Genomic DNA, 22,826 nt, shown 5'->3' with positions numbered 1-22,826 from the left:
GCGCGCGGGCGTGCAGGCGTAGAGGCGCGGCCATGAGCACCAAGACGGTTTCGGTCAGCGACGCGCCGGTGATCGAGCATCGCTCGCAGCTGGTCGAATATTTCGCAAGCGGCGAAAAGCCCGCGTCACGCTGGCGCATCGGCACCGAGCATGAAAAGTTCGTGTATCGCACCGCCGATTGCCGCGCGCCGTCCTATGATGAGCCTGGCGGCATCCGCGACCTGTTGATGGCGCTGACCGAGTTCGGCTGGACGCCGGTCGAGGAAAACGGCCACGTTATCGCACTGAGCGGTCCCGACGGCACCGTCAGCCTGGAACCGGCGGGCCAGCTGGAACTGTCGGGCGCGCCGCTGGAAAACCTGCACCAGACATGCGCCGAAACCGGCCGCCATCTGGAACAGGTGAAGGCTGTCGGCGAAAAGCTGGGCTTGGGGTTCTTGGGCCTCGGCATGTGGCCGGACAAGGCGCGTGCCGATCTGCCCGTCATGCCCAAGGGTCGCTATGCGATCATGCTGCGCCACATGCCGCGCGTGGGGTCGATGGGCCTCGACATGATGCTGCGGACCTGCACCATTCAGGTCAATCTGGACTATGCCAGCGAAGCCGACATGGTGAAGAAATTTCGCGTCGGACTGGCGCTGCAACCGCTGGCGACGGCGCTGTTCGCCAATTCGCCGCTTACGGAAGGGCATCCGAACGGGATGCTGTCCTATCGCAGCCATATCTGGTCCGACACCGACCCGCACCGCACGGGCATGCTGCCCTTCGTGTTCGAGGACGGCTTCGGCTATGAACGCTATGCCGACTATGCGCTCGATGTGCCGATGTACTTCGTCTACCGCGAGGGGCGCTATATCGATGCGGCAGGTCTGTCGTTCCGCGACTTCCTGAACGGCGAGCTGTCCGTCCTGCCCGGTGAGAAGCCGACGATGGACGACTGGGCCGACCATCTGTCCACTGCCTTTCCCGAAGTGCGGCTGAAAACCTTCCTCGAAATGCGCGGCGCCGACGGCGGGCCATGGGGCCGTATCTGTGCGTTGCCGGCTTTGTGGGTGGGCCTGCTCTATGATCAGGGCGCGCTGGATTCGGCGTGGGATCTGGTCAAGGGCTGGTCGATGACCGACCGCGAAGCGCTGAGGAATGCGGTGCCGCGCCTCGCGCTCGACGCGCCGCTGCCGGGCGGCGGCACGCTGCGCGACATCGCCGGCGACGTGCTGGACATCGCCCATCGCGGCTTGGCCGCACGCGCGCGGGTGAATGCATCGGGCGACGACGAAACCGGCTTCCTCGCGCCCCTGCACGAAATCGTCCGCACCGGACGCGTCCCGGCGCAATTGCTGCTCGACCGCTATCACGCGAAATGGGACGGCGATGCCTGCGCAATCTATTCCGAAAACCGCTTCTGACGGCTGATCCGGCGCTGCCAGACCACGGACGGCAGTGCCGGTCGAGATAATATCACCCGAAACCGACTTGTGATTGCGGCCGGAGGGGTCTTTACTGCGGCCATCCGATCTTCCCTCTCCCCCTCTTCGGAAAGGCAATCATGCACCGTCGGTTTGCGTTCGCCGCCCTTTTGCTCGCTTCATCCGCCGCAATCGCTCAGCAGAGCGGCAATTCGATGCCCCAGCCGCTGCCGTTCGAGCAGACAATTCCTGCCCCGCGTGACGTCGATTATCCCGGCGTCATCAAGCTGGAGGTCGATGCAACCGACATTCGCCAGGCGATCTTCCGGGTCAAGGAAACGATCCCTGTTGCCGAAACGGGTCGCATGACGCTGCTGATGCCGGAATGGCTCCCGGGCAATCACGCGCCGCGCGGGCAGATTGAAAAGCTGTCGGGCCTGACCATTCGCGCCGGCAACCGCGTGCTGCCGTGGCGGCGCGATCCGTCCGATGTCTATGCCTTTCACTTCGATGTGCCTGCGGGTGTCCGATCGGTCGAGGCGAGCTTTGAGTTCCTGTCGGCGACCAAGCCCGATCAGGGCCGCGTGGCCGTGGCGCCCAACATGCTGAACCTGCAATGGGAATCGGTCAGCCTCTATCCCGCCGGCTATTTCACCCGGCGCATCCCCATTCAGGCAACGGTGAAATATCCCGCCGGCTGGACTGCTGCGTCGGGCCTGCCGTCGACGCATAACGGCTCGACCTATGCCTATCAGCAGACCAGCTATGAGACGCTTCAGGACTCGCCGGTGTTTGCCGGGCGCCACTATCGCGAATTCAAGCTGTCGGATCAGGTCGACCTGAACGTCTTTGCCGACAAGGCGTCCGAACTGGAAGCAACTCCCGATCAGATCGCTGCGCACCGCCGTCTGGTGGAACAGGCGGTCAAGCTGTTCGGCGCGCAGCATTACGACCATTACGAGTTCCTGCTGGCGATCACCGACGAAATGGGCGGCATTGGCCTGGAGCATCATCGCAGCTCCGAAAACGGCGTGACGCCGGGTTATTTCACCAAGTGGAATGACGGCCCCGGCCGCCGCAACCTGTTGCCACACGAAATGACGCACAGCTGGAACGGCAAATACCGTCGCGGTGCCGATCTGTGGACGCCGGATTTCAAGACGCCGATGCGAGATTCGCTGCTGTGGGTGTATGAAGGGCAAACCCAGTTCTGGGGCTATGTCCTGCAGGCGCGTTCGGGGCTGGTGTCGAAGCAGGATACGCTCGACATGCTGGCCGCCATTGGCGCCAGCCTGGACAACCGTCCCGGCCGCGAATGGCGCCCGCTGATCGACACGACCAATGATCCGATCATCTCGGCCCGCCGGCCCAAGGGCTGGGTCAGCTGGCAGCGGAGCGAGGATTACTACAATGAAGGCCTGCTGATCTGGCTGGAGGCCGATGCCAAGCTGCGCGAGCTTTCCGGCGGCCGCAAATCGATGGACGATTTCGCGCGCGCCTTTTTCGGGATGCGTGACGGCGACTGGGGTGTTCTGACCTATCAGTTCGACGATGTGGTCAAGACGCTTGAGGGTGTGCAGCCCTATGATTGGCGCGCTTTCCTGACGGAGCGGGTCTATGAAACGTCAAAGCGCGCGCCGCTCGCCGGGTTCGAAAAGAACGGCTATCGCATCGTCTATACCGAGGATCAGTCGCCCTATCTGAAGAGCGCGGAGCGCGAAGGCTCGGCCGACTTCTTCTATTCGCTGGGCATGACGCTGGGCAAGGACGGCAATGTCACCAGCGTGCGCTGGGACAGCCCTGCATTCGATTCGGATATCGATGTGGCGACCAACGTCGTGTCGGTGAACGGCGATGCCTATACCCCCGAAGTGCTGAAGGCGGCGGTCACCGCGAACAAGGGCGGACAGGCACCGATCAAGCTGATGCTAAAGCACGATGACCGCTACCGCGAAGTGACGCTCGATTATCGCGGTGGGCTGCGTTATCCGCGCGCCGAAAAGATCGGCAGCGGCGAAAGCGGGCTGGACCGGCTCCTCGCGGCGCGCTGAATCGGGACATCCATGGTGCGGCGCGACGTTGACGCGCCGCACCAAAGGCGTATTCGCAACCGCCGATTAACTTTGCTTTGCAGGGAGCGAACCCCAACATGCGTATCGACAAGGTGCCCGTCGGCAAGTCGCCGCCTGACGATCTGAACGTCATCATCGAAGTGCCCACCGGCGGCGAACCCGTGAAGTACGAGTTCGACAAGGAATCGGGCGCGCTGTTCGTCGACCGCATCCTGCATACGCCGATGCGCTACCCGGCCAATTACGGGTTCGTGCCGCACACGCTCAGCCCCGATGGCGACCCTCTGGACGCGCTGGTCGTGGCGCGCAGCCCGTTCATCCCCGGCTGTGTCGTGCGCGCTCGCCCGATCGCGGTGCTGAACCTTGAGGACGAGGCCGGCGGCGACGAAAAGCTGGTCTGCGTTCCCGTCGACCAGACATTCCCCTATTATTCGAACGTGGGCAGCAAGGAAGATCTGCCCGAAATCGTGTTTCAGCAGATCGAGCACTTCTTCACCCATTATAAGGATCTGGAGAAGATGAAGTGGGTGCGTGTCGGCACCTGGGGCGACCGCGACGAAGCGCGCCGGATCACGCTGGAAGCGATTGAGCGCTACAATGCCGAAAAGGCAAAGGGCGCGGAGCCGATGAACCACGACGTTCCCGGCCGCGACGACTGACGTGAAAGGGGCGCCGCCGGATCATCCCGGCGGCGCCCCTTTCTTTTCATCGGCTTAAATCAGTTCGGCTTGCGTCCGAACGCCGCGAACAGCGCAGCACCCGCCGCCGCCGCAATCCCCAATGCCGCCAGCGGCTGGCGCCGGGCAAAGTCGATTGCCGGGGCAAGCGTATCCTCGACAGCAGCCTGAAGATGGCCCAGCGACTTCTGCGCCCGGCCACCAGCCGCATCGCCCGCACCCTCAGCCTGAAGCTCGCGGTCCTCGGCGATGTCACCCACCGCCTTCTTCACATTGCCGCCCATTTCGCGCACGGCGCCTTCGACAATATTCTCGTTCATCGTCAAATCTCCCGCAGTTGGAGATATGACGCGCCGCAGCGAGAAAAGTTTCGTTTCAGCTGCGTATCAAGTTTGGAAAGGCTGTGCGGAACGCCGCCACCTTCGGCCGGTCCCACCGCACGATATACGGGTGCCGCGGGTTTCGGCGGGCGAAATCCTGATGATAGGCCTCTGCCGGATAAAAACGGCCCGACTCGATCCTGGTGACGATTGGCGCGCTCCAGCTCTTGGTGCGGCCCAGTTCGGCGATATAGCGCCGCGCGACGTTCAGCTGCTCTTTAGACTGCGGAAAAATGGCCGAGCGATAGCTGGGGCCACGATCCGGGCCCTGGCGGTTCAGTTGGGTCGGATCATGCGCGACCGAGAAATAGACGCGCAGCAACGTGGCATAGCTGACCTGTCGCGGATCATAGGTGATGCGAATCGCTTCAGCATGGCGCGTGCGTTCGGTCGACACGGCGGCATAGTTGGCGCTAGCGGCATCACCACCGGCATAGCCGCTGGTTACATCGGCGACGCCACGCACCTGCTCGAACACTGCTTCCATGCCCCAGAAGCAACCACCGGCCAGCACGGCCACGGCGCGGGTGCCTGACGGCGGCACGTCGATGCTTGCGGCGGGGATCGGCACGGCGCGCTCCGCATGTCCCGGCGTCGCGAGAAATGCCAGTAGCGCAGCGCCACCCAGGGCCAATCCGATCAGCGGCTTTTTCATGTCCCCGATATGGGGTGGTGCGAGCCCTTAAAAAAGATTGTGCGGGCGACATGAAAACGTCGAACCGTTGCAACATGTTCGACGCCAAGTGCGTTTAGTCTCGGGGCCTGTAACCGAATTCGAGAGTGATCGCCGTGAGCATCTTCCATCCGCTGCTTGTCGAAGCGGTGCGCGATGCGCGCCAGCTGGACGAATCCGAAATCCAGCGTTTTGCGGAGTCGATCAGAAATCAGATCCGCGCTGATGAAGGTGCCATGGCGACGCGGCCGCTATTCCAATGGGCCCGCCGCGCCGTCGAAGGCTCGCGCGTCAGCTGACCGCAGCGACCGGGTCAGCCGACGCTTCGGCAACGGGCGGGAACATCGGCTGATCTTCGGGCTGAGCCAGTTGCACGGCGAACAGCCCGGCAGCACCAAGCGCAAAGCCTGACAGGAAATGCCGGACGTACCCGGCGCGAAGGAAACGCAACATCGTCTTGTCCTTTATGGCCGGCCGACACGAGCGTCCGCCCGAAACATGTCGCGGGCGGCGCACCGCCCGCTTGCCGGCCATTCATAGTGATTCGAGTTTAACCGGCGCTGGCGCGCCCGTTCATCGGGGGATCAGCGACAGGCTGCGATCGCCTCACCAATTCGCTCGCACGCGGTGCGCAGCACTTCGTCGCTGGTCGCGTAACTGATCCGCAGGGCGGGCGACAGGCCGAACGCCGCACCATGCACAGCCGCCACGCGCCCTTCGTCCAGCAGATAGCCGACGATCTTTTCGTCGCTGTCCAGCACCTCGCCCTTGGGCGTGGTCTTGCCGATCACGCCAGACAGGTCGGGATAGACGTAGAAGGCACCTTCCGGCGTCGGGCAGTTCACGCCCGGAATCGCGTTCAGCATGCCGACCACCAGATCCCGGCGCTTCTGGAACGCAGCCGCCCGATCCTTGAGGAACGACTGGTCGCCCGACAGCGCCGCCGTCGCCGCCGCCTGGGCGATCGAGCAGGGGTTGGATGTCGATTGCGACTGAAGCTTGGCCATCGCCTTGATCAGCCAGGGTGCGCCCGCCGCGAAACCGATACGCCAGCCGGTCATCGAATATGCCTTTGAACAACCATTTACCGTCAGCGTGCGGTCGTACAGCGACGGCACGACCTGTGCGATGGTCGCGAATTCGAACCCGTCATAGGTGATGTGTTCATACATGTCGTCGGCCATGACCCAGACATGCGGGTGCCGTTCCAGTACCTTACCGATCGCGCGCAGTTCATCGGCGCTATAGGCCGCGCCCGTGGGGTTGGACGGCGAATTCAGGATCAGCCACTTGGTATTCTGTGTGATCGCCGCCTCGATCTGGTCGGGCGTCACCTTGTAATTCTGGTCCGAACCGGCCGCGACGAACACGGGCTTGCCGCCCGCGAACTGAACGATGTCGGGATAGCTGACCCAATAGGGCGCGGGCACGATCACTTCGTCGCCGGGATCGATGGTTGCAACCAGCGCATTGAACAGCGTGTGCTTGCCGCCGACATTCACGCTGACCTGATCGGGGGTATAGGTCAGGGCGTTGTCGCGCGCGAATTTGGCGACGATCGCGGCCTTCAGCTCAGCCGTGCCGTCCACATTGGTATATTTGGTCTTGCCGTCGCGGATCGCCTGAATGGCAGCTTCCTTGACGAAATCCGGCGTGTCGAAATCCGGCTCGCCCGCGCCCAGGCCAATCACGTCAATGCCCTGACGCTTCAGGTCCAGCACGCGCGACGTCATCGCGAGCGTGGCGGAAGGCTGGATGCGGCCAAGGGCAGTTGAAGGCGTCATGGTTTCAGGCTTTCGGAGGTGCGTTCGCGCGCGCCTATAAGCTGCCCTGTCGCGGTGCGGCAACCGTAACTGCGGAAACCAGTCCACGCAGCGCATTGCCGACCATGAAACCGCCCGCCAGATCCTCTGCGTGCAGATCCCGTTCGACCGCGCGGCCCGTCGCCAGTAATTCGCCGCGCAGCACGCCCGGCAGCAGCCCGCGCGTCGCCGGCGGCGTGGCGAGAATGCCGTCGCGTTCGACAAAGACGTTGGTGAAGCTACCTTCGGTGAGAAAGCCGTCGGGATCGACGAAAACCACCTCGTCAGTGCGCGCCGCCCGGCGCGCGGCATCGTAAAAGGCGCGGTCGGTGATCTTGTGCCGCAAGCGGAAATCGTCGGGCCGAACCGGCAGCGGCACGAGCGCGACATTCATCGGCCCTGTTGGCGCGGACGGAAGCGGAGCGCTCTCGATCGCCATCGCCCCTTCGCGTGAAACGAGCAGGCGCACCCGCGCCGGTGCCCTCAAGCGAAAGGTCGCGACCTGCAATTCGTTGCGGGCCAGATGCCGGTCGAACGCAAAGCCGAAGGTGCGGGCACTGTTGCGCATCCGCTCAAGATGCCGCTCAAGCAGCAGCACGCCGTCAAGCGGGTCGAAGCGCATCGTTTCAATCAGGTCGAAACGGCGTCCACCCGCCGTCAGAAAGGCGCCCTTGGCCAGGCACTCCGCCCATTCGGCAGATGCGGACGAATCGGCGACGATTCCCGAACCCAGCCCCAGCGTCGCGTGCGCGGCCCCGGCAGGGAGCGTCAGGGTGCGGATCGCCACATTGAACGCGGCATCGCCGTTGGGCACAAAATGCCCGATCGCACCGGTATACAGGCCGCGCGGCTGATCCTCGATCCCGGCAATGGCCTGCATCGCGCGCAATTTGGGCGCCCCGGTAATCGAGCCACATGGGAACAGCGCCGCCAGCGCGTCGACCGCGTCGCGCCCCTGGGCGAGGTCCGCCGTGACGGTTGATGTCATCTGGTGGACCGTGGGATAATGTTCGACGTCGAACAGGGTCGGCACCCGAACGCTGCCCGGATGAGCGACACGCGACAGGTCGTTGCGCATCAGGTCGACGATCATCAGGTTTTCGGCGCGCTGCTTGGGATCAGCGGCCAGCGCCGACGCGGCGGCGGCATCAACGCGCGGATCGGAGTCGCGCGGCGCGGTGCCCTTCATCGGTCGCGCGGTCAGCTGCCCGGCCTTGAGCGAAAAGAACATCTCCGGCGACAGCGACAGATGCGTTGCAGCCCCCGTCGCCACCACGGCGCCCCACCCCGCGCCCGACGCCTGCCGCAACCGGGCATAGGCGGCCAGCGGATCGCCCATGATCCGCGCCCGCGCGGGGAAGGTCAGATTGGCCTGATAGATGTCGCCCGCGCGGATCAGCGCCAGCACCTGATCCAGCCGCGTGGCATAGGTGGCGAAGTCGATCGCCGGCTCGGCCGCGCCCACCCAGGCGCTGCGGGGATCGGGCAGGTCGGCGATGTCGAAAGCCTCGGCCCGTTCGAACAGGCCGAACCATAATAGCGGGTCATGCGGCGTCGCCGGCGCACGCGATTCGAATGCCGCGCCCGCACCATATGCAACGAATCCCGCCGCATGCAGCCCCCTGCCCAGCCCCGCACGGATCGCCTCAAGCGCCGGCAGGACCGCGTCCACATGGCGTGCGACGACGATCTCACGCGGCGCGCGATACAGCCGTGCGCCCGCGCCGCCTTGACGCGCATCGTCGAGCAGGACGAAAGGAGCAGACAGCGCCATGAAAGGACAGTGCCGGGGCAATGGCCGCGCGGCAAGCCCGCGTTGTCCTTAACGCACTCAATCCTTATGCAATCTGTCCATGACCCAACCTCCGCTTCGCGCCACCATCATTCCCGTCACCCCGCTCCAGCAGAATTGCACCCTGTTCTGGTGCACCGCGACGATGAAGGCGGCGGTGGTCGATCCCGGCGGGGACCTGCCGCGGATCGAGCAGGCGATCGCGCAGGCCGGGGTGACGGTCGAAAAGATTCTGCTGACCCACGGCCATATCGACCATTGCGGGGAGGCAAAGCCGCTGGCCGACAAGCTGGGCGTGCCGATCGAAGGCCCGCACGAGGCCGATCGTTTCTGGATCGCGCGGCTGGACGAGGATGGCCGCAACTATGGCATTCGCGGCGTGCCGTTCGAACCCGAACGCTGGCTGGTCGAAGGTGAGCAGGTGACGGTCGGCGAATTGACGCTGGATGTGTGGCACTGCCCCGGCCACACGCCCGGCCATGTGGTGTTCCATCACGCGCCGTCGAAACTGGCGATCGTCGGCGACGTGCTGTTCCGCGGCTCCATCGGCCGCACCGACTTTCCGCTGGGCGACCATGATGCTTTGATCGAGGCGATCGTCAGCAAGTTATGGCCGATGGGCGACGACACGGTGTTCCTGCCCGGTCATGGCGAACCCGGCCGTTTCGGCGATGAACGCCGCAGCAATCCCTTTGTCGCGGATCAGGTGCTGGGCCGCAGTTAACGGCCCTGCGGCAACCAGCCCAAGTCGAGGTTGCGATAGCGGTCGACGTAATTGGTGACGCCCATCAGCGCGCGTTCGTCACGAATGGTCACGCGCTGACCCTCACGCGCGATCATGCCCTCTTCCTCCAGCTGACGCAGCATCCGGTTGACGTGCACCGCGGTCAGCCCCGTGGCGTCGCCGACCTCCTCCTGCGTCAGGGTCAGCATGAAGCTGTCGATCGACTTGTCCGTCGCGCGAAGGCGATTGCGCCATTCCAGCAACAATGCGCCAACGCGCGCCTTGGCCGATGTGCGGCCCAGCGCCGCCAGCCGATCGGTCAGCGCCACCCGCTCCACCTGACCATAGGCGAGGATCATCGAGGCCAGCCGCGGATGTTCAACCACCAGTTCGCCCAGCGCCGAGCGTTCGAACGGGCAGACCGTGCTTTCGGTGACGGCGCAGATTGTCTCTGGCGCTTCGTTGTAAACAAGCGCCGACAGGCCCAGCATGTCGCCGGGAAAATGAAAGCGCAGGATTTGCCGGCTGCCATCGTCGAGCAGAACATAGGTCATCATCAGCCCCTTGCGGAGCATATAGAGTTCACCAGTCTGATCGTTGCTGCGCCGCAGCACCCCACCGCGCTTGATCGTACGCGAACGCTCTTCGAGCCGCTCGAGCGTTGCACGCTCGCCGTCGGTCAAATCGATATGCTCGCTAAGTACGTCCGCGAAACAACTCCCGGGCACGCTTATGTTTCCCCCCGTCTGTTTCGTGTGCAAAGCAGCCGTTTGAAAAGGTTGCATTAAAGTCGATCAAGAAACAGGGTTGCCGGACGTTTACCGCCTGCTCAGAAAGGGTCAGAGACGGTAACGTCAGAACCGTATCGCCCGTTGCGGGCGGACCGGCCGCGCCCTAGAAGCACGCGGATGGACCGTATCCTCATTCGTGGCGGCCGCCGACTGGCCGGCCGTATTCCCGTATCTGGCGCCAAGAACGCAGCGCTGACGCTGATGCCCTGTGCGCTGCTCACCGACGAACCGCTGACGCTGCGTAACCTGCCGCGGCTGGCGGACGTGGACGGCTTTGGTCATCTCCTCAACCAACTCGGCGTTTCGACGATGGTTGAGGGCGCGCATCCCGCCGATTTCGGCCGGGTGATGACGATGCGCGCCCAACGTCTGACAAGCACCATTGCGCCGTACGATATCGTGCGAAAGATGCGGGCGTCGATACTGGTCCTTGGTCCATTGGTCGCGCGCGCGGGCGAGGCCACCGTATCGCTGCCGGGCGGCTGCGCGATCGGCAACCGGCCGATCGACCTCCATCTCAAGGCGTTGGAGGCGATGGGCGCCGAGATCGAGCTGACCGCGGGCTATGTCAAAGCGGTGGCGCCGGGCGGGCGCCTGCCGGGCGGGCGCTATACCTTCCCCGTCGTGTCGGTGGGCGCGACCGAGAATGCGGTGATGGCCGCCGTGCTGGCACGGGGCACCACGGTCCTGGAAAACGCAGCCCGCGAGCCTGAGATCGTCGACCTGTGCAATTGCCTGCTGGCAATGGGCGCGTCGATCACCGGCATCGGCACCGAAACGCTGACCATCGACGGCGTCGACCGGCTGCACGGCGCAACCTATCGCGTGATGCCCGACCGGATCGAGGCGGGCAGCTATGCATGTGCCGCTGCGATCACGGGGGGCAGCCTGGAACTGGTCGGCGCGAATGCCGGTGACATGCGCGCGACGCTTGCCGCACTGAGCGAGGCGGGCGTGAAGGTCGAGGAACGCCGCGACGCGATCCTGATCGAGGCGTCGAACGGCCTCGCACCGCTCAACCTGTCGACCGCGCCCTATCCCGGTTTCGCCACTGACATGCAGGCCCAGTTCATGGCCATGCTGACCAAGGCAGAGGGCACCAGCGTGCTGACCGAGACGATTTTCGAAAATCGTTACATGCACGTCCCCGAACTGGCGCGGATGGGCGCCGACATTCAGGTGACGGGACGTTCCGCGCTGGTGCGCGGCGTCACGCCGCTGATCGGTGCGCCGGTGATGGCCACCGACCTGCGCGCGTCGATGAGCCTGATCATCGCCGGACTAGCGGCGGAGGGCGAGACCGAGGTGAACCGCGTCTACCATCTGGATCGCGGTTACGAACGGTTGGAGGAAAAGCTTCAGGCCGTGGGCGCCGATATCGAGCGCGTCGGCGGCTGATTGATCGGGCGGGGTCGTCCCGGCGGGGCGACCTTTCTTAGCACGGCGCCTTTCACCCGGTCCCCCGCGCGGCTATATCGCGCGGCAGTAACCGAAACTTTGCGAGACAGCTCATGTCGATCCGTCCGTGGCGCGACATCCATCGCCGCCAGAGCCGCCAGATCATGGTCGGCAACGTGCCCGTCGGCGGCGATGCGCCGGTGACGGTTCAGACGATGACGAACACGCCGACCAGCGACGCCGCCGCGACGATCGACCAGATCCGCCGCTGCGAGGAAGCGGGCGTGGATATCATCCGCGTAAGCTGCCCCGACACCGATTCGACCGCCGCGCTGGGCGCCATCGTGCGCGCATCCAACGTGCCGATCGTCGCCGACATCCATTTCCACTATAAGCGCGCGCTGGAAGCCGCCGATGCGGGCGCCGCGTGCCTGCGGATCAATCCCGGCAATATCGGCTCGAACGAGCGCGTGGCAGAGGTGGTGCGCGCGGCCAAGGCCAATGGCTGCGCCATCCGCATCGGCGTGAATGCGGGCAGTCTGGAAAAGGACCTGCTCGAAAAATATGGAGAGCCGTGTCCAGAGGCACTGGTCGAGAGCGCGCTGGACCATATCAAGCTGCTGCAGGACCATGATTTCCACGAATACAAGGTCGCGGTGAAGGCGTCCGACGTGTTCCTGGCGGTCGCGGCCTATCAGGGGCTGGCAGAGGCAACCGATTGCCCGCTGCACCTGGGCATTACGGAGGCGGGCGGCCTGATCGGCGGGACCGTCAAATCCTCGATCGGAATCGGCAGCCTGTTGTGGTTCGGGATTGGCGACACCATCCGTGTGTCGCTGTCGGCCGAACCCGAAGAGGAAGTGCGCGTCGGCTTCGAAATCCTGAAGGCTCTGGGCATCCGCAATCGCGGCGTGCGCGTCGTATCCTGCCCATCGTGCGCGCGGCAGGGATTCGACGTGATCCGCACCGTGCAGACGCTGGAGGAACGGCTTCAGCACATCCGCACGCCGATGAGCCTCAGCGTGCTGGGCTGCGTCGTCAACGGCCCCGGTGAAGCGCGCGAAACCGATATCGGCCTGACCGGTGGGGGCGCCGGCAAGCACATGGTCTATCTGTCGGGCATGACCAGCCACACCATCGACGATGCGGGCATGATCGACCACATCGTCACGTTGGTCGAGGCCAAGGCCGCCGAGATCGAGGCCGCGAACGAAGCGGCAAAGATCGCCGCCGAATAACCCATCCGCTTGACGCCGGTCGCGCCCCTTCTGGCCTTTGCGGTCGCGACGGCGGGCATTGCCGTGTTTTCGGGCATGGACGCAATCATGAAGGGGCTGGTGCTGGGCATCGGCGCCTATTCCGCGCTCTTCTGGCGTAATGTCGTGGGCGTGGCGGTCAGTGGGGTTCCCTATCTTCTCCGCCCGCGCCCGCCGCTCAGCCGCGAAGGGATGCGGCTGCATATCATGCGCGGCATCGTCACCGCCGTCATGTCGTGGCTGTTCTTCTGGGGGCTGGCGCGCGTGCCGATGGCGCAGGCAATCGCGCTCAGCCACATCGCCCCGCTGATGTCGCTGTTCCTGGCCGCATGGCTGCTGGGAGAGCGGATTTCGCGGCGAACGGTCACCGCGTCGGTGCTGGCCTTTGCCGGGGTGTTGGTCATCATGGCCGGGCAAGCGCAGAACGACCTTGGCCCCGATGCCTTTCGGGGCGCGCTGGCGATCCTCGCCTCGGCATGCTGCTATGCGTGGAACATCATCGTGATGCGCCGCCAGTCGCTGTTGACCGGCCCCGCGGAAATCGCGTTTTTCCAGTCGCTGGTGGTCGCCATCGTCTTTGCGATCGGTGCACCATGGTTCGCTCAGTGGCCAGCGGGCGAATGGGTGGAGATTGCCGGGGCGGCGGTGCTGGCGGTGGTGTCGCTGGCGCTGCTGGGTTGGGCCTATGCCCATGCACCCGCCAGTGTGCTGGCGCCCAGTGAATATACCGCGTTCGTCTGGGCCTCGATCTTGGGGTTTCTCGTGTTCGGGGAACGGGTATCGGGCTGGACGCTGGCGGGCGCGGTGCTGATCATCGGCGCGTGCCTGTGGGCGGCGACCGGCCGCCACGCCCAACCCGTTGCCGAGGCCGCTTTGCCATGACGATCCACATCCGCCCCGCGACGCCCGACGATGCCGAACGGTTGCTAGCGTTCGTGCGCGAGCTTGCCACTTACGAGCGTGAGCCGGACGCGGTGGAGGCGACGCCCGCCATGCTGGCCGACGCGCTGTTCGGCCCGGCGCCCGCCGCCGAAGCGGTGATTGCCGAGCTGGACGGGGAGCCCGTCGGCTTTGCGCTGTGGTTCCATAATTTCTCGACGTGGAAGGGGCGGCGCGGGCTGTATCTTGAGGATCTGTACGTCACCCCCGATGCGCGCGGGCACGGCGTGGGCCGGGCGTTGCTTGCCCATCTGGCCGGAGTGGCGGTGGCGCGCGGCTGTGCGCGGTTCGAATGGTCGGTGCTGGACTGGAACGCTCCCGCCATCGGCTTTTACCGGGCGATGGGCGCCGTCGCGATGGAGGAATGGACCGTGCAGCGGCTTGAGGGCGATGCTCTCAACCGCCTGGCCGCGTCAAAGTAGCGCCAGCGCGCTCAATTCACCGACCAGCCGGGGCGGCATCGCGGCAATGCTTTCCTCAGCATCGTCCAGATCGGGCGGCGCATCCGCCCCCTCCAGATAGCGCCAGCCCTGATGCGCGCGGCGCGGGCGTGCCTGCACCAGCACCAGCCGGGGGTCGATCAGGATAGCGATGCGGCCCTGCTCCGCCTCTCCAAAGCCCAGAATGGGGGAGCGCGCGACCAGTGCGTGTCGATGAATCCAGTAAAGCGACCCCTGCCCCGCCACTTCGTCATGCCGCTTGGGCATGTAACGCGTGGTGACGACCGGGGCGGTGCGACCGGCAAACCATTGGCGGATATCGTCGAGGCTGTCGGCGCCGTAAGCGACCTTGGTCAGATGAAGCGGCATTGCCCCGCTCATGTGGTTGGCGCCCCCGCGACGATCAACCCACCAGGCCGCTGGCGGTCGCAAGCCCCAGAAAGACCAGGAACCCCATCGAGTCGGTGACCATGGTCACGAACACCGAGGACGAAATCGCCGGGTCGGCCTTTAACCGTTCCAGTGTCAGCGGCACGACCACCCCCGCCAGCCCCGCGATCAGGATGTTGCACAGCATCGCCGCGCCGATCACCATGCCAAGCGCCGGGTTGGAGAAGAACAGCGCCACCGCGACGCCGATCACCGCCGCCACCGTCAGCCCGTTGAGCAGCGCGATCGCCAGTTCGCGACGCACCGCCCACAGCGCGTTCGAACGGGTGAGCTGGTTGGTGGCAAGCGCGCGCACCGTCACCGCCAGCGTCTGTGTCCCCGCATTGCCGCCCACGCCCGCGACGATCGGCATCAGTGCCGCCAGCACGACCATGCGCGCGATCGTCGCCTCGAACTGGGTAATGATCGTCGATGCGACCAAAGCAGTGCCCAGATTGGCGATCAGCCAGCGGACGCGCGCCCGGTAACTGTCACGCACCGGTTCGTTGATGTCGCCGTCACCCGCGCCGGACAGCAACAGCGCGTCCTCGCCCGCTTCCTCGCTGATGATGTGGACGATGTCATCGACGGTCACCATGCCGACCAGCCGCCCGCCGCTGTCGACCACGGCGGCGGAGATCAGGGCATATTTCTGGAAGCGCAGCGCCACTTCCTCCTGATCCATGTCGACGGGGATCAGCGTCTGCTCGCGCTTCATCACATCGGCGATGCTGACGACACGCGGCGTGCGAAGGATCCACGACAGGTGACAGGTGCCGACCGGCCGATGCGCCGGATCGACGACAAAGATTTCCCAGAAATCGGTGGTCAGCTGATCGTCGGCGCGCAGGTAATCCAGCACGTCGCCGACGGTCCAATGCTCCGGCACCGCGATCAGCTCGCGCTGCATCAGGCGTCCGGCCGATTCCTCCGGATAGGACAGCGCCTCCTCGATCGCGGCACGGTCGTCGGGGTCCAGCGCGCGCAGCACTTCGCGCTGATCCTCAGGCTCCAGATCCTCGATGATCGCGACCGCGTCGTCGGTATCCAGTTCGGCGGCGATGTCGGCCAGCTGGCGGGGTCCGAGCGCGTCGATCAGCTCGTCGCGGACCCAGTCGTTCATTTCCGCCAGCACGTCGCCGTCGATTCGCTCGGCAATGGCAGCGGCCAGCGCAGCGCGCTGTTCGGCAGGCGTCAGCTCGATCAGGTCGGCGATGTCGGCGGGGTGCAGCGGCTCGACCCGCGCCAGCGCATCTTCCGCATCCCCGGCCTCGACTGCGTCCAGAACGGCGCGGACGAAATCGGGGTGCAGCCGGTCATCCTCGTCGAATCCGGCGGCTTCGCGATCGATCGTCTCGCGTTCGGGATCGTGCAGCTCGGTCTCGCTGGTCATGCACGCCTCCCTGGCTGTAATGGATGAAGCGCGGGCTTATGCCCCAAGGCCAAGAACCGCAATGGCCCGCCGTTCGTTGCCAGCAACACATGGGGCCGCTAGGGGCCGCCCATCCATTCGAGGAGAAGCATCATGGCCGACACGCCCGAAACGCTCATCATGACCCTGGAAGGCGGCGACGTGACGATCCGCCTCCGCCCCGATCTGGCGCCCAAGCATGTCGAACGCATCGCCACGCTGGCCGATCGCGGCTTTTACGACGGCGTCGTCTTTCACCGGGTGATCGACGGCTTCATGGCGCAGGGTGGCGATCCGACCGGCACCGGTACCGGCGGTTCGGACGAACCCGACCTGCCCGCCGAATTCAGCCGCGAACCGCATGTCCGTGGCGTCTGCTCGATGGCGCGCACGATGAACCCGAACAGCGCCAACAGCCAGTTCTTCATCTGCTTCGACGACGCGACCTTTCTCGACGGCCAGTACACCGTCTGGGGCGAAGTGATCGAAGGCATGGAGCAGATCGACGCACTGCCCAAGGGTGAGCCGCCGCGCGCGCCGGGCAAAATCGTGAAGATGCGTACTGCCTGAACCCGTATCGACCGGCGGGCCGCGACCTATCGCGCGCTCGCCGGTTCGGGATTCAGGACCGCGAGCACCCAGTCGTGGAAAATCCGTACGGCGCGGGTATGCAGCGCGCGGGGACGGCACACGAACCAATAGCTGTAATCGCTGTCGACCGGCTCGAACAATCGCATCAGCCGTTCGTCGCGCGCGCCTTCGAAATGCATTTCCAGCATGAAGGCCACGCCCAGCCCCTGCGCCGCAGCCTCAAGCATCAGCGGGCCCGAATCGAAAAAGTCGGTCGTTCGCGGCTCAAGTTCGGGCAGGCCCATCGCGCGGCGCCATTCGATGAACGTCTCTGGCATGTCACGGTGAACCAGCGCGGTCAGCCGGCTGACATGTTCGGGACGCGTCACCGGGTCCGGCCCGTCCAGCAGATCGCGGCATCCGATCACGAACACCCGATTACGGTCGAGCCGACGCGCATAAAGCGCCGGATCGATGTCCCGCGCCAACACGATGGCGGCGTCCAGCGAATCGCCAAGCCGCGCCTGCCGGTTCGGCTGCGTATCGACATCCAGGTGCAGTTCGGGATGCGCCGCCTTCAACTCGCCCAGCCGTGGCATCAACCGGCGGGATGCGTAAAGCGGCAACAGGCCCAGGCGCAGACGCAGCAATTCGCCGCCGCTGGTCATCGCGTCGATCGCGTCGCTCATCGCATCCAGTGCGGGGGCGATTTGGGACAACAGCCGCTCACCATCGGCGTTCAGGACGATGGCCTGGTGCCGCCGGTCGAACAGGGGCTTTCCCATAAAGCGTTCCAGCGCCTGAACCCGGCGGCTGAGCGCCGGCGACGACAACGCCAGTTCGCCCGCTGCGGCCTTGATCGAACCCAGTCGGGCGACCTGGACAAAGGCCTCAATGGCCGAAAGGGGCGGGAGCCGTCGCATGCGCGATCTGCATTTTGCACTGCATCATCGCGGATGGGAACCGTCTTCATAAAGATGGCAGTACGGCAATTTAACGATTGCAAAAACTGCAACCACGATCCCCCCTTTCGCACTTGCACAATAGTTAGCGATGCAACAGAAAGATCGGGCCTTTCAGGCATCCTCTCCTAAAACTTTCATGGCCGATCCTGCGGGGTCGGCCTTTTTTTGTTAGCGCAACCAGCATGTGCGCCACTCGCGTCGATGCAACCCGATCCCTATCTCGCGCGCTTCGTGCCCCGAAACGATGGCGCGACACGAGGATGAGGGATTGATGGCCGACGAAGAAACCCGCTCAAGAAAGCTACAAGTCGCCAATGCGCGGCCGGAAGACAGCGGTCGCGGGGTCGCGCATGTCCCACGCGCGATACTGGGCGCGCTGGGCATCACCGAGGGTGACGTCATCGAAATCGTCGGCAAGCGGTCGACCCCGGCGCGCGCAGTCATGCCCTATCCCGAGGATGAGGGGCTGGAGATCATCCGGATCGACGGGCTTCAGCGCGCCAATGCGGGCGCCGGGTCGGGCGATTTCGTCGAGGTCCGCGCCGCCGAATCCAAGCCTGCCACGCGCGTCGTCTTTGCCCCCGCTTCGCATAACCTGCGGCTTCAGGGGTCGGCACAGGCTTTGAAGCGCACCTTTCTGGGCCGTCCGCTGACGCAGGGGGACACGGTTTCCACCGTCGGCCAGCAGCGCGTATCGAACATCCCCGCCAGCGTGGCGCAGCATCTGCGCGCGCCCGCCTATGCGCTGCAGGAAATCCGGCTGGCGGTCATTTCGACCACCCCGCGAGGCATCGTCCATATCGACGAGAATACCGAGATCGAGCTGCGGCCCGATTATGAAGAGCCAAAGGAATCGCGGCGCGCCGACGTCACCTATGACGATATCGGCGGCATGCATCAAACGATCGACCAGCTGCGCGAGATGGTCGAGTTGCCGTTGCGCTATCCCGAACTGTTCCAGCGGCTGGGCGTCGATCCGCCCAAGGGCGTGTTGCTGCATGGCCCGCCCGGCACCGGCAAGACGAGACTTGCGCGCGCCGTCGCGAATGAATCCGACGCGGAGTTCTTCCTGATCAACGGGCCGGAGATCATGGGTTCGGCCTATGGCGAGTCCGAAAAGCGCCTGCGTGAAGTGTTCGAGGACGCGACGCGTGCCGCGCCGTCCATCGTCTTCATCGACGAAATCGATTCGATCGCTCCCCGCCGTGACCGCGTGCAGGGTGAGGCCGAAAAGCGGCTGGTCGCCCAGTTGCTGACGCTGATGGACGGATTGGAGGCACGCGCCAATCTTGTCGTCATCGCCGCCACCAACCGCCCCGAAGCACTGGATGAGGCGCTGCGCCGACCCGGCCGTTTCGACCGCGAGATCATCGTCGGCGTTCCTGACGAACGCGGGCGGCGCGAGATTCTGGGCATCCATACCCGCGGCATGCCGATTGCCGAGGATGTGGACCTGAACGAATTGTCGCGCACCACTTATGGCTTTGTCGGCGCCGATCTGGCGGCGCTTGCCCGCGAAGCCGCGATCGACGCGGTGCGCCGCATCATGCCCAAGCTGAACCTGTCCGAACAGACGATCCCGCCAGAGGCGCTGGACAATCTGTCGGTCACGCGCGCCGATTTCGTTGAGGCGCTGAAGCGCGTTCAGCCATCGGCGATGCGCGAAGTGATGGTTCAGGTGCCGCAGGTCCGCTGGGACGATATCGGCGGGCTGGACGACGCGCAGATGCGGCTGAAGGAGGGTGTCGAACTGCCGATGCGCTCTCCCATGTCGTTCCGGCGCATGGGGATCAGGCCTGCGCGCGGTTTCCTGCTCTATGGCCCGCCGGGCACGGGCAAGACGCTGCTGGCCAAGGCAGTCGCGCGCGAAGCGGAGGCGAATTTCATCGCCACCAAATCGTCCGACCTGCTGTCCAAATGGTATGGGGAGAGCGAGCAGCAAATCGCCCGCCTGTTCTCACGCGCGCGACAGGTGGCGCCCTGCGTCATCTTCATCGACGAACTCGATAGCCTGGTGCCTGCACGCGGCGGCGGTATGGGTGAGCCGCAAGTGACCGAACGGGTGGTCAACACCATTCTGGCCGAAATGGACGGGCTGGAGGAGCTTCAGTCGGTGGTGGTGATCGGCGCGACCAATCGCCCCAATCTGATCGACCCGGCGTTGTTGCGCCCCGGTCGATTCGACGAACTGGTCTATGTCCCCGTCCCCAATGCGGAGGGGCGGCTGCGCATTCTGGAGATCCAGACCAAGCGCATGCCGCTGGCTGACGATGTCGACCTGTCGGCCATAGCCGACCGGGCGGTGCGCTTTACCGGCGCCGATCTGGAGGATGTGGTGCGCCGTGCGGGCCTGATCGCATTGCGAGAGACGCTGGAGGCCAGCGAGGTGACGATGCGCCATTTCGAAGCGGCCTTTGCCGATTCGCGCGCCACCGTCACGGCCGAGATGGAGCAGGAATATGAGCACATGGCCGCCCGCCTGAAACAGGATGCCGTGGCGCTTCAGCCGATCGGCTTCATTGCGCCGGGGATGCTCGAACCACGCGGCCCCAAGGGCTAGGGGCGCAGCGCGGCTGCCAGCCTGCGCCACGCATAGCCCAGCAACAGCAGCAAGGCGGCGGCCGCGACCCAATAGGGAAGCGGCCGCCATGCCTCATACATCGCCACCCCGATCGACGGGCCGAGGACAAAGGCCGCGCCGTTCACCGCCGTCACCTTGCCAGCGACCGCTCCCTGCGATTCCGGCCCGACCGCCAGCGAGGCACCGGCAGTGAATCCCGGCCGCAGGAACCCGAACCCCATCGCGGCCAGGCCATAGCCCATGGTGATGCCGTAAAGCGTCGTCGCCACGCCCGTCGCCGCACAGCCCAGCGCGGCCAGCGCGCATCCGCCCAGCGCCAGCGCGCGGGGCGACAGGTTCAGGATCGGGATCAGCCCCCATTGCACCAGTAACGCGGCCCCTGCCCCCACCATCAGCACGATACCCGTCGGCCCAAGGGCTTCTGCCGGGGGCAGCGCCAGCCGGTCGATCACCAGAAAGCCCATCGTCTGGCCGATCATTGCCTGTGCATGGCCCATTACCAGCCCGACGATCATCCACGCGCGTATGCGCGGGTCGAGATAACCGACGCGCTGGCCGCCCGAACTGGTCGCCGCGACCACCGCCGCGCCGGAAGCCTGTCCACCGACCGAAGGATAGCTTTGCGCCGCACCATGGCTTTCGCCCGGCACGACATCAGCGGGCAACATTCGCGCCGCCGCGATCCCGGTGACTAGGCCAATGGCGGCAAAGACGAACGCCGGGCCCGCCAGGCCCACCTCAACGCCCGCAAAACGGCCAAGCACCAGATAAGGCGCCAGCGCCGGGCCGATGATGGTCCCCAGTCCAAAGGCAGAGCCGATCAGCGCCAGCATACGCGTGCGATCCTCCGGCCCCGTGCTGCCCGCGACCATCGCCTGCACGGCGGGCGGGGCGGCGGCGCCGAATCCGCCGTACAACATGCGCGCGCCGATGAACGCGACAAAGGCGGCACCGGCGGAAATCCAGCCATTGATGCCTGCCATCAGGAATATACCGCACAACAAGACCGATGCGGTGAACCCGGCAATGCCCAACAGCACCATGGCCCGGCGGCCCCGGCGATCCGACCGATTGGCCCAGAATGGGGCAGCCAGAACCCACAGGAGCGCCGACACAGAAAAGGCCGCCGCCACCGCCGTATCAGCAACCCCCAGCGACCGGCCCAGCGCCGGCAGCACCGATTGCAGCGCCGTATTGCCCGCCGCGATCACCAGCATCACGGCGAACAGCAATAGGAACTGGCGGTCGGGTCGGGCCATTGGCGACATGGCTACGCCCGTGCGGATGCGATGAAAAGCGCTCCTTGCCCGTTGCTTCGCTCGGCTGGACGTGCAACCGGGCGCACCAGCCGCTCGTTACAACTTTACGACGCCGTCATGACACGCCATGGTCGCGCCGATTTCCAGCATGAGTAGCCGATGACCCCGATCTCGACGACGCAATCCCGCCGCGCTGCCCGCCGCCCGCATGGCGTACCTTCGCCCTGGGGCATGTTCCTCAAGGGGTTCATCAAGCATCCGGTGATGGTCGGCTCGATCGTGCCGTCCTCGAACAAGCTGATTCAGCGGATGCTGGGCCGGGTCGATTGGGCGAACACCAAGCTGTTTGTCGAATATGGGCCGGGCGTCGGCACGTTCAGCCGGGCCATTCTCGATGCGCTGGGTCCGGACGGCATCTATCTGGCGATCGACACCAATGTCGATTTCGTCCGCTATCTGCGCCAGACGATCCGCGATGACCGGATGCGCGTCGTCCATGGGTCGGCCGCCGATGTATGCCAGATCGTCGCGGACCACGGCTTTCTCCATGCCGATTACGTGCTGTCGGGCCTGCCCTTCTCCACCCTGCCCGCAGGTGTGGGCGATGCCATCGCCGATGCGACGGCAAAGGTCATCCGGCCGGGCGGCGCGTTCCTGGTCTACCAGTTCTCGCCTAAGGTGAAGGAATTCCTGAGCCCGCGTTTCAATCAGATCGATCATGCGCTGGAATGGTGGAACGTACCCCCCGCGCATCTTTACTGGGCGGAACAGGGCCCCGCCGCGCCCGCGCAGGATTAAGCGCCCACGCGCAATTGACGGCGGCGGTGCGCCTCCACACATTCGGGTCATGGAAAAGCTCGACCTGCCCGAATCGGAATGGCGCCGCCGCCTGACCCCGGTCCAGTATCACGTACTGCGTGAAGCCGGGACCGAGCGCGCCTTTTCCGGCCATTTCACCGACAACAAGGCTGACGGCATCTACCGCTGTGCCGGATGCGGCAACCCGCTGTTCGACAGCGACGACAAATATGATTCCGGCTCTGGCTGGCCCAGCTTTACCCGGCCCCTGTCCGAAGAAGCCGTTACCAATCACGAGGATCTGACCCATGGCATGCGCCGCGTCGAAACGCGCTGCGCGGTGTGCGACGGGCACCTGGGCCATGTATTTCCCGACGGGCCGCCGCCCACGGGCCTGCGATTCTGCATGAATTCGGTCGCACTGGATTTCAAAGCGCGTTCAGCCGGCTGACAGGCACGATCA

At 65.2% G+C, this 22,826-nt stretch carries 23 protein-coding genes; 13 read left to right on the top strand and 10 right to left on the bottom strand.

The window, feature by feature from the left end; genetic code table 11:
- The first annotated feature begins 32 nt into the window (after nt 1-32).
- The 3 genes from ACAX61_RS08585 to ppa all read left to right on the top strand — a co-directional run bounded on the left by ACAX61_RS08585 (nt 33) and on the right by ppa (nt 4,137).
- Nucleotides 33-1,406, top strand: coding sequence for a glutamate--cysteine ligase (locus ACAX61_RS08585; RefSeq protein WP_370714347.1), 1,374 nt, complete (start codon nt 33-35; stop codon nt 1,404-1,406).
- 140 nt (nt 1,407-1,546) lie between these two features.
- A complete protein-coding gene (locus ACAX61_RS08580) occupies nt 1,547-3,457 on the top strand; it encodes a M61 family metallopeptidase (protein WP_370714346.1) in 1,911 nt (636 codons plus the stop codon).
- A 98-nt stretch (nt 3,458-3,555) separates the two neighbouring features.
- Nucleotides 3,556-4,137: an inorganic diphosphatase gene (ppa, locus tag ACAX61_RS08575; protein ID WP_370714345.1), complete on the top strand. Its 582-nt coding sequence runs from the start codon at nt 3,556-3,558 to the stop codon at nt 4,135-4,137.
- Between the two features lie 59 nt (nt 4,138-4,196).
- Here ppa and ACAX61_RS08570 read toward each other — a convergent pair whose 3' ends face one another.
- The gene (locus ACAX61_RS08570; protein ID WP_370714344.1) at nt 4,197-4,475 is read right to left on the bottom strand and encodes a CsbD family protein; all 279 of its coding nucleotides are present in this window, start codon (nt 4,473-4,475) and stop codon (nt 4,197-4,199) included.
- Between the two features lie 55 nt (nt 4,476-4,530).
- On the bottom strand, nt 4,531-5,190 hold the full coding sequence (msrA, locus tag ACAX61_RS08565) for a peptide-methionine (S)-S-oxide reductase MsrA (protein WP_370714343.1): 660 nt from the start codon (nt 5,188-5,190) through the stop codon (nt 4,531-4,533).
- Between the two features lie 125 nt (nt 5,191-5,315).
- Here msrA and ACAX61_RS08560 point away from each other — a divergent pair, with 125 nt between their 5' ends.
- The gene (locus tag ACAX61_RS08560; RefSeq protein WP_370714342.1) at nt 5,316-5,507 is read left to right on the top strand and encodes a hypothetical protein; all 192 of its coding nucleotides are present in this window, start codon (nt 5,316-5,318) and stop codon (nt 5,505-5,507) included.
- Here the strand turns inward: ACAX61_RS08560 and ACAX61_RS08555 are convergent.
- The 3 genes from ACAX61_RS08555 to pabB all read right to left on the bottom strand — a co-directional run bounded on the left by ACAX61_RS08555 (nt 5,500) and on the right by pabB (nt 8,784).
- On the bottom strand, nt 5,500-5,661 hold the full coding sequence (locus ACAX61_RS08555) for a hypothetical protein (protein WP_370714341.1): 162 nt from the start codon (nt 5,659-5,661) through the stop codon (nt 5,500-5,502). The genes ACAX61_RS08560 and ACAX61_RS08555 overlap by 8 nt on opposite strands.
- Before the next feature lie 131 nt (nt 5,662-5,792).
- Nucleotides 5,793-6,992: a pyridoxal phosphate-dependent aminotransferase gene (locus ACAX61_RS08550; RefSeq protein ID WP_370714340.1), complete on the bottom strand. Its 1,200-nt coding sequence runs from the start codon at nt 6,990-6,992 to the stop codon at nt 5,793-5,795.
- Between the two features lie 34 nt (nt 6,993-7,026).
- Entirely contained in the window at nt 7,027-8,784 is a 1,758-nt protein-coding gene (gene pabB / locus ACAX61_RS08545) for an aminodeoxychorismate synthase component I (protein ID WP_370714339.1), read from the bottom strand.
- A 79-nt stretch (nt 8,785-8,863) separates the two neighbouring features.
- On the opposite strand from pabB, the gene ACAX61_RS08540 reads away from it, so the two are divergent.
- The gene (locus ACAX61_RS08540) at nt 8,864-9,526 is read left to right on the top strand and encodes an MBL fold metallo-hydrolase (protein ID WP_370714338.1); all 663 of its coding nucleotides are present in this window, start codon (nt 8,864-8,866) and stop codon (nt 9,524-9,526) included.
- On the opposite strand, the gene ACAX61_RS08535 is transcribed toward ACAX61_RS08540, so the two are convergent.
- Complete coding sequence (locus tag ACAX61_RS08535; RefSeq protein WP_370714337.1) at nt 9,523-10,209, bottom strand: Crp/Fnr family transcriptional regulator; 687 nt, start codon at nt 10,207-10,209, stop codon at nt 9,523-9,525. The two genes, ACAX61_RS08540 and ACAX61_RS08535, sit on opposite strands and share 4 nt — an antisense overlap.
- Before the next feature lie 225 nt (nt 10,210-10,434).
- Between ACAX61_RS08535 and murA the strand changes: the two genes are divergently transcribed.
- The 4 genes from murA (at nt 10,435) to ACAX61_RS08515 (ending at nt 14,332) form a co-directional block, all read left to right on the top strand.
- Nucleotides 10,435-11,715 (top strand): UDP-N-acetylglucosamine 1-carboxyvinyltransferase, encoded by a 1,281-nt coding sequence (gene murA, locus ACAX61_RS08530; protein ID WP_370714336.1) that lies wholly within the window; start codon nt 10,435-10,437, stop codon nt 11,713-11,715.
- A 113-nt stretch (nt 11,716-11,828) separates the two neighbouring features.
- A complete protein-coding gene (gene ispG / locus ACAX61_RS08525) occupies nt 11,829-12,953 on the top strand; it encodes a flavodoxin-dependent (E)-4-hydroxy-3-methylbut-2-enyl-diphosphate synthase (protein ID WP_370714335.1) in 1,125 nt (374 codons plus the stop codon).
- A 9-nt stretch (nt 12,954-12,962) separates the two neighbouring features.
- A complete protein-coding gene (locus ACAX61_RS08520; RefSeq protein ID WP_370714334.1) occupies nt 12,963-13,853 on the top strand; it encodes a DMT family transporter in 891 nt (296 codons plus the stop codon).
- Nucleotides 13,850-14,332 carry a GNAT family N-acetyltransferase gene (locus tag ACAX61_RS08515; protein ID WP_370714333.1) on the top strand — a complete coding sequence of 161 codons (483 nt, stop codon included), beginning with the start codon at nt 13,850-13,852 and terminating at the stop codon, nt 14,330-14,332. The genes ACAX61_RS08520 and ACAX61_RS08515 overlap by 4 nt, the downstream gene beginning before the upstream one ends.
- On the opposite strand, the gene ACAX61_RS08510 is transcribed toward ACAX61_RS08515, so the two are convergent.
- Both ACAX61_RS08510 and mgtE read right to left on the bottom strand, forming a co-directional pair.
- On the bottom strand, nt 14,324-14,719 hold the full coding sequence (locus ACAX61_RS08510; protein ID WP_370714332.1) for a DUF1489 family protein: 396 nt from the start codon (nt 14,717-14,719) through the stop codon (nt 14,324-14,326). The genes ACAX61_RS08515 and ACAX61_RS08510 overlap by 9 nt on opposite strands.
- A gap of 34 nt (nt 14,720-14,753) precedes the next feature.
- Nucleotides 14,754-16,172 carry a magnesium transporter gene (gene mgtE / locus ACAX61_RS08505; RefSeq protein ID WP_370714331.1) on the bottom strand — a complete coding sequence of 473 codons (1,419 nt, stop codon included), beginning with the start codon at nt 16,170-16,172 and terminating at the stop codon, nt 14,754-14,756.
- Nucleotides 16,173-16,304: 132 nt separating this feature from the next.
- Here mgtE and ACAX61_RS08500 point away from each other — a divergent pair, with 132 nt between their 5' ends.
- Nucleotides 16,305-16,760, top strand: coding sequence for a peptidylprolyl isomerase (locus tag ACAX61_RS08500; RefSeq protein WP_370714330.1), 456 nt, complete (start codon nt 16,305-16,307; stop codon nt 16,758-16,760).
- A gap of 26 nt (nt 16,761-16,786) precedes the next feature.
- Here the strand turns inward: ACAX61_RS08500 and ACAX61_RS08495 are convergent, their stop codons facing one another.
- Nucleotides 16,787-17,683: a LysR substrate-binding domain-containing protein gene (locus ACAX61_RS08495; protein ID WP_370714329.1), complete on the bottom strand. Its 897-nt coding sequence runs from the start codon at nt 17,681-17,683 to the stop codon at nt 16,787-16,789.
- A 313-nt stretch (nt 17,684-17,996) separates the two neighbouring features.
- Between ACAX61_RS08495 and ACAX61_RS08490 the strand changes: the two genes are divergently transcribed.
- A complete protein-coding gene (locus ACAX61_RS08490; RefSeq protein WP_370714328.1) occupies nt 17,997-20,285 on the top strand; it encodes a CDC48 family AAA ATPase in 2,289 nt (762 codons plus the stop codon).
- Here the strand turns inward: ACAX61_RS08490 and ACAX61_RS08485 are convergent.
- Nucleotides 20,282-21,574 carry an MFS transporter gene (locus ACAX61_RS08485; protein WP_370714327.1) on the bottom strand — a complete coding sequence of 431 codons (1,293 nt, stop codon included), beginning with the start codon at nt 21,572-21,574 and terminating at the stop codon, nt 20,282-20,284. The two genes, ACAX61_RS08490 and ACAX61_RS08485, sit on opposite strands and share 4 nt — an antisense overlap.
- Before the next feature lie 150 nt (nt 21,575-21,724).
- On the opposite strand from ACAX61_RS08485, the gene ACAX61_RS08480 reads away from it, so the two are divergent.
- Together ACAX61_RS08480 and msrB are read left to right on the top strand one after the other, a co-directional pair.
- Complete coding sequence (locus ACAX61_RS08480) at nt 21,725-22,363, top strand: class I SAM-dependent methyltransferase (protein WP_370714326.1); 639 nt, start codon at nt 21,725-21,727, stop codon at nt 22,361-22,363.
- A 49-nt stretch (nt 22,364-22,412) separates the two neighbouring features.
- Nucleotides 22,413-22,814, top strand: a complete 402-nt coding sequence (gene msrB / locus ACAX61_RS08475) for a peptide-methionine (R)-S-oxide reductase MsrB (protein WP_370714325.1) — start codon at nt 22,413-22,415, stop codon at nt 22,812-22,814.
- The last annotated feature ends 12 nt before the right edge of the window (nt 22,815-22,826 follow it).

The sequence above is a fragment of the Sphingomonas sp. IW22 genome (assembly GCF_041321155.1).
Classification (GTDB): Bacteria; Pseudomonadota; Alphaproteobacteria; order Sphingomonadales; family Sphingomonadaceae; genus Sphingomonas.
The sequence above is the reverse complement of the archived record's forward strand: the minus strand, read 5'-3'. Positions and strand labels throughout refer to the sequence as shown.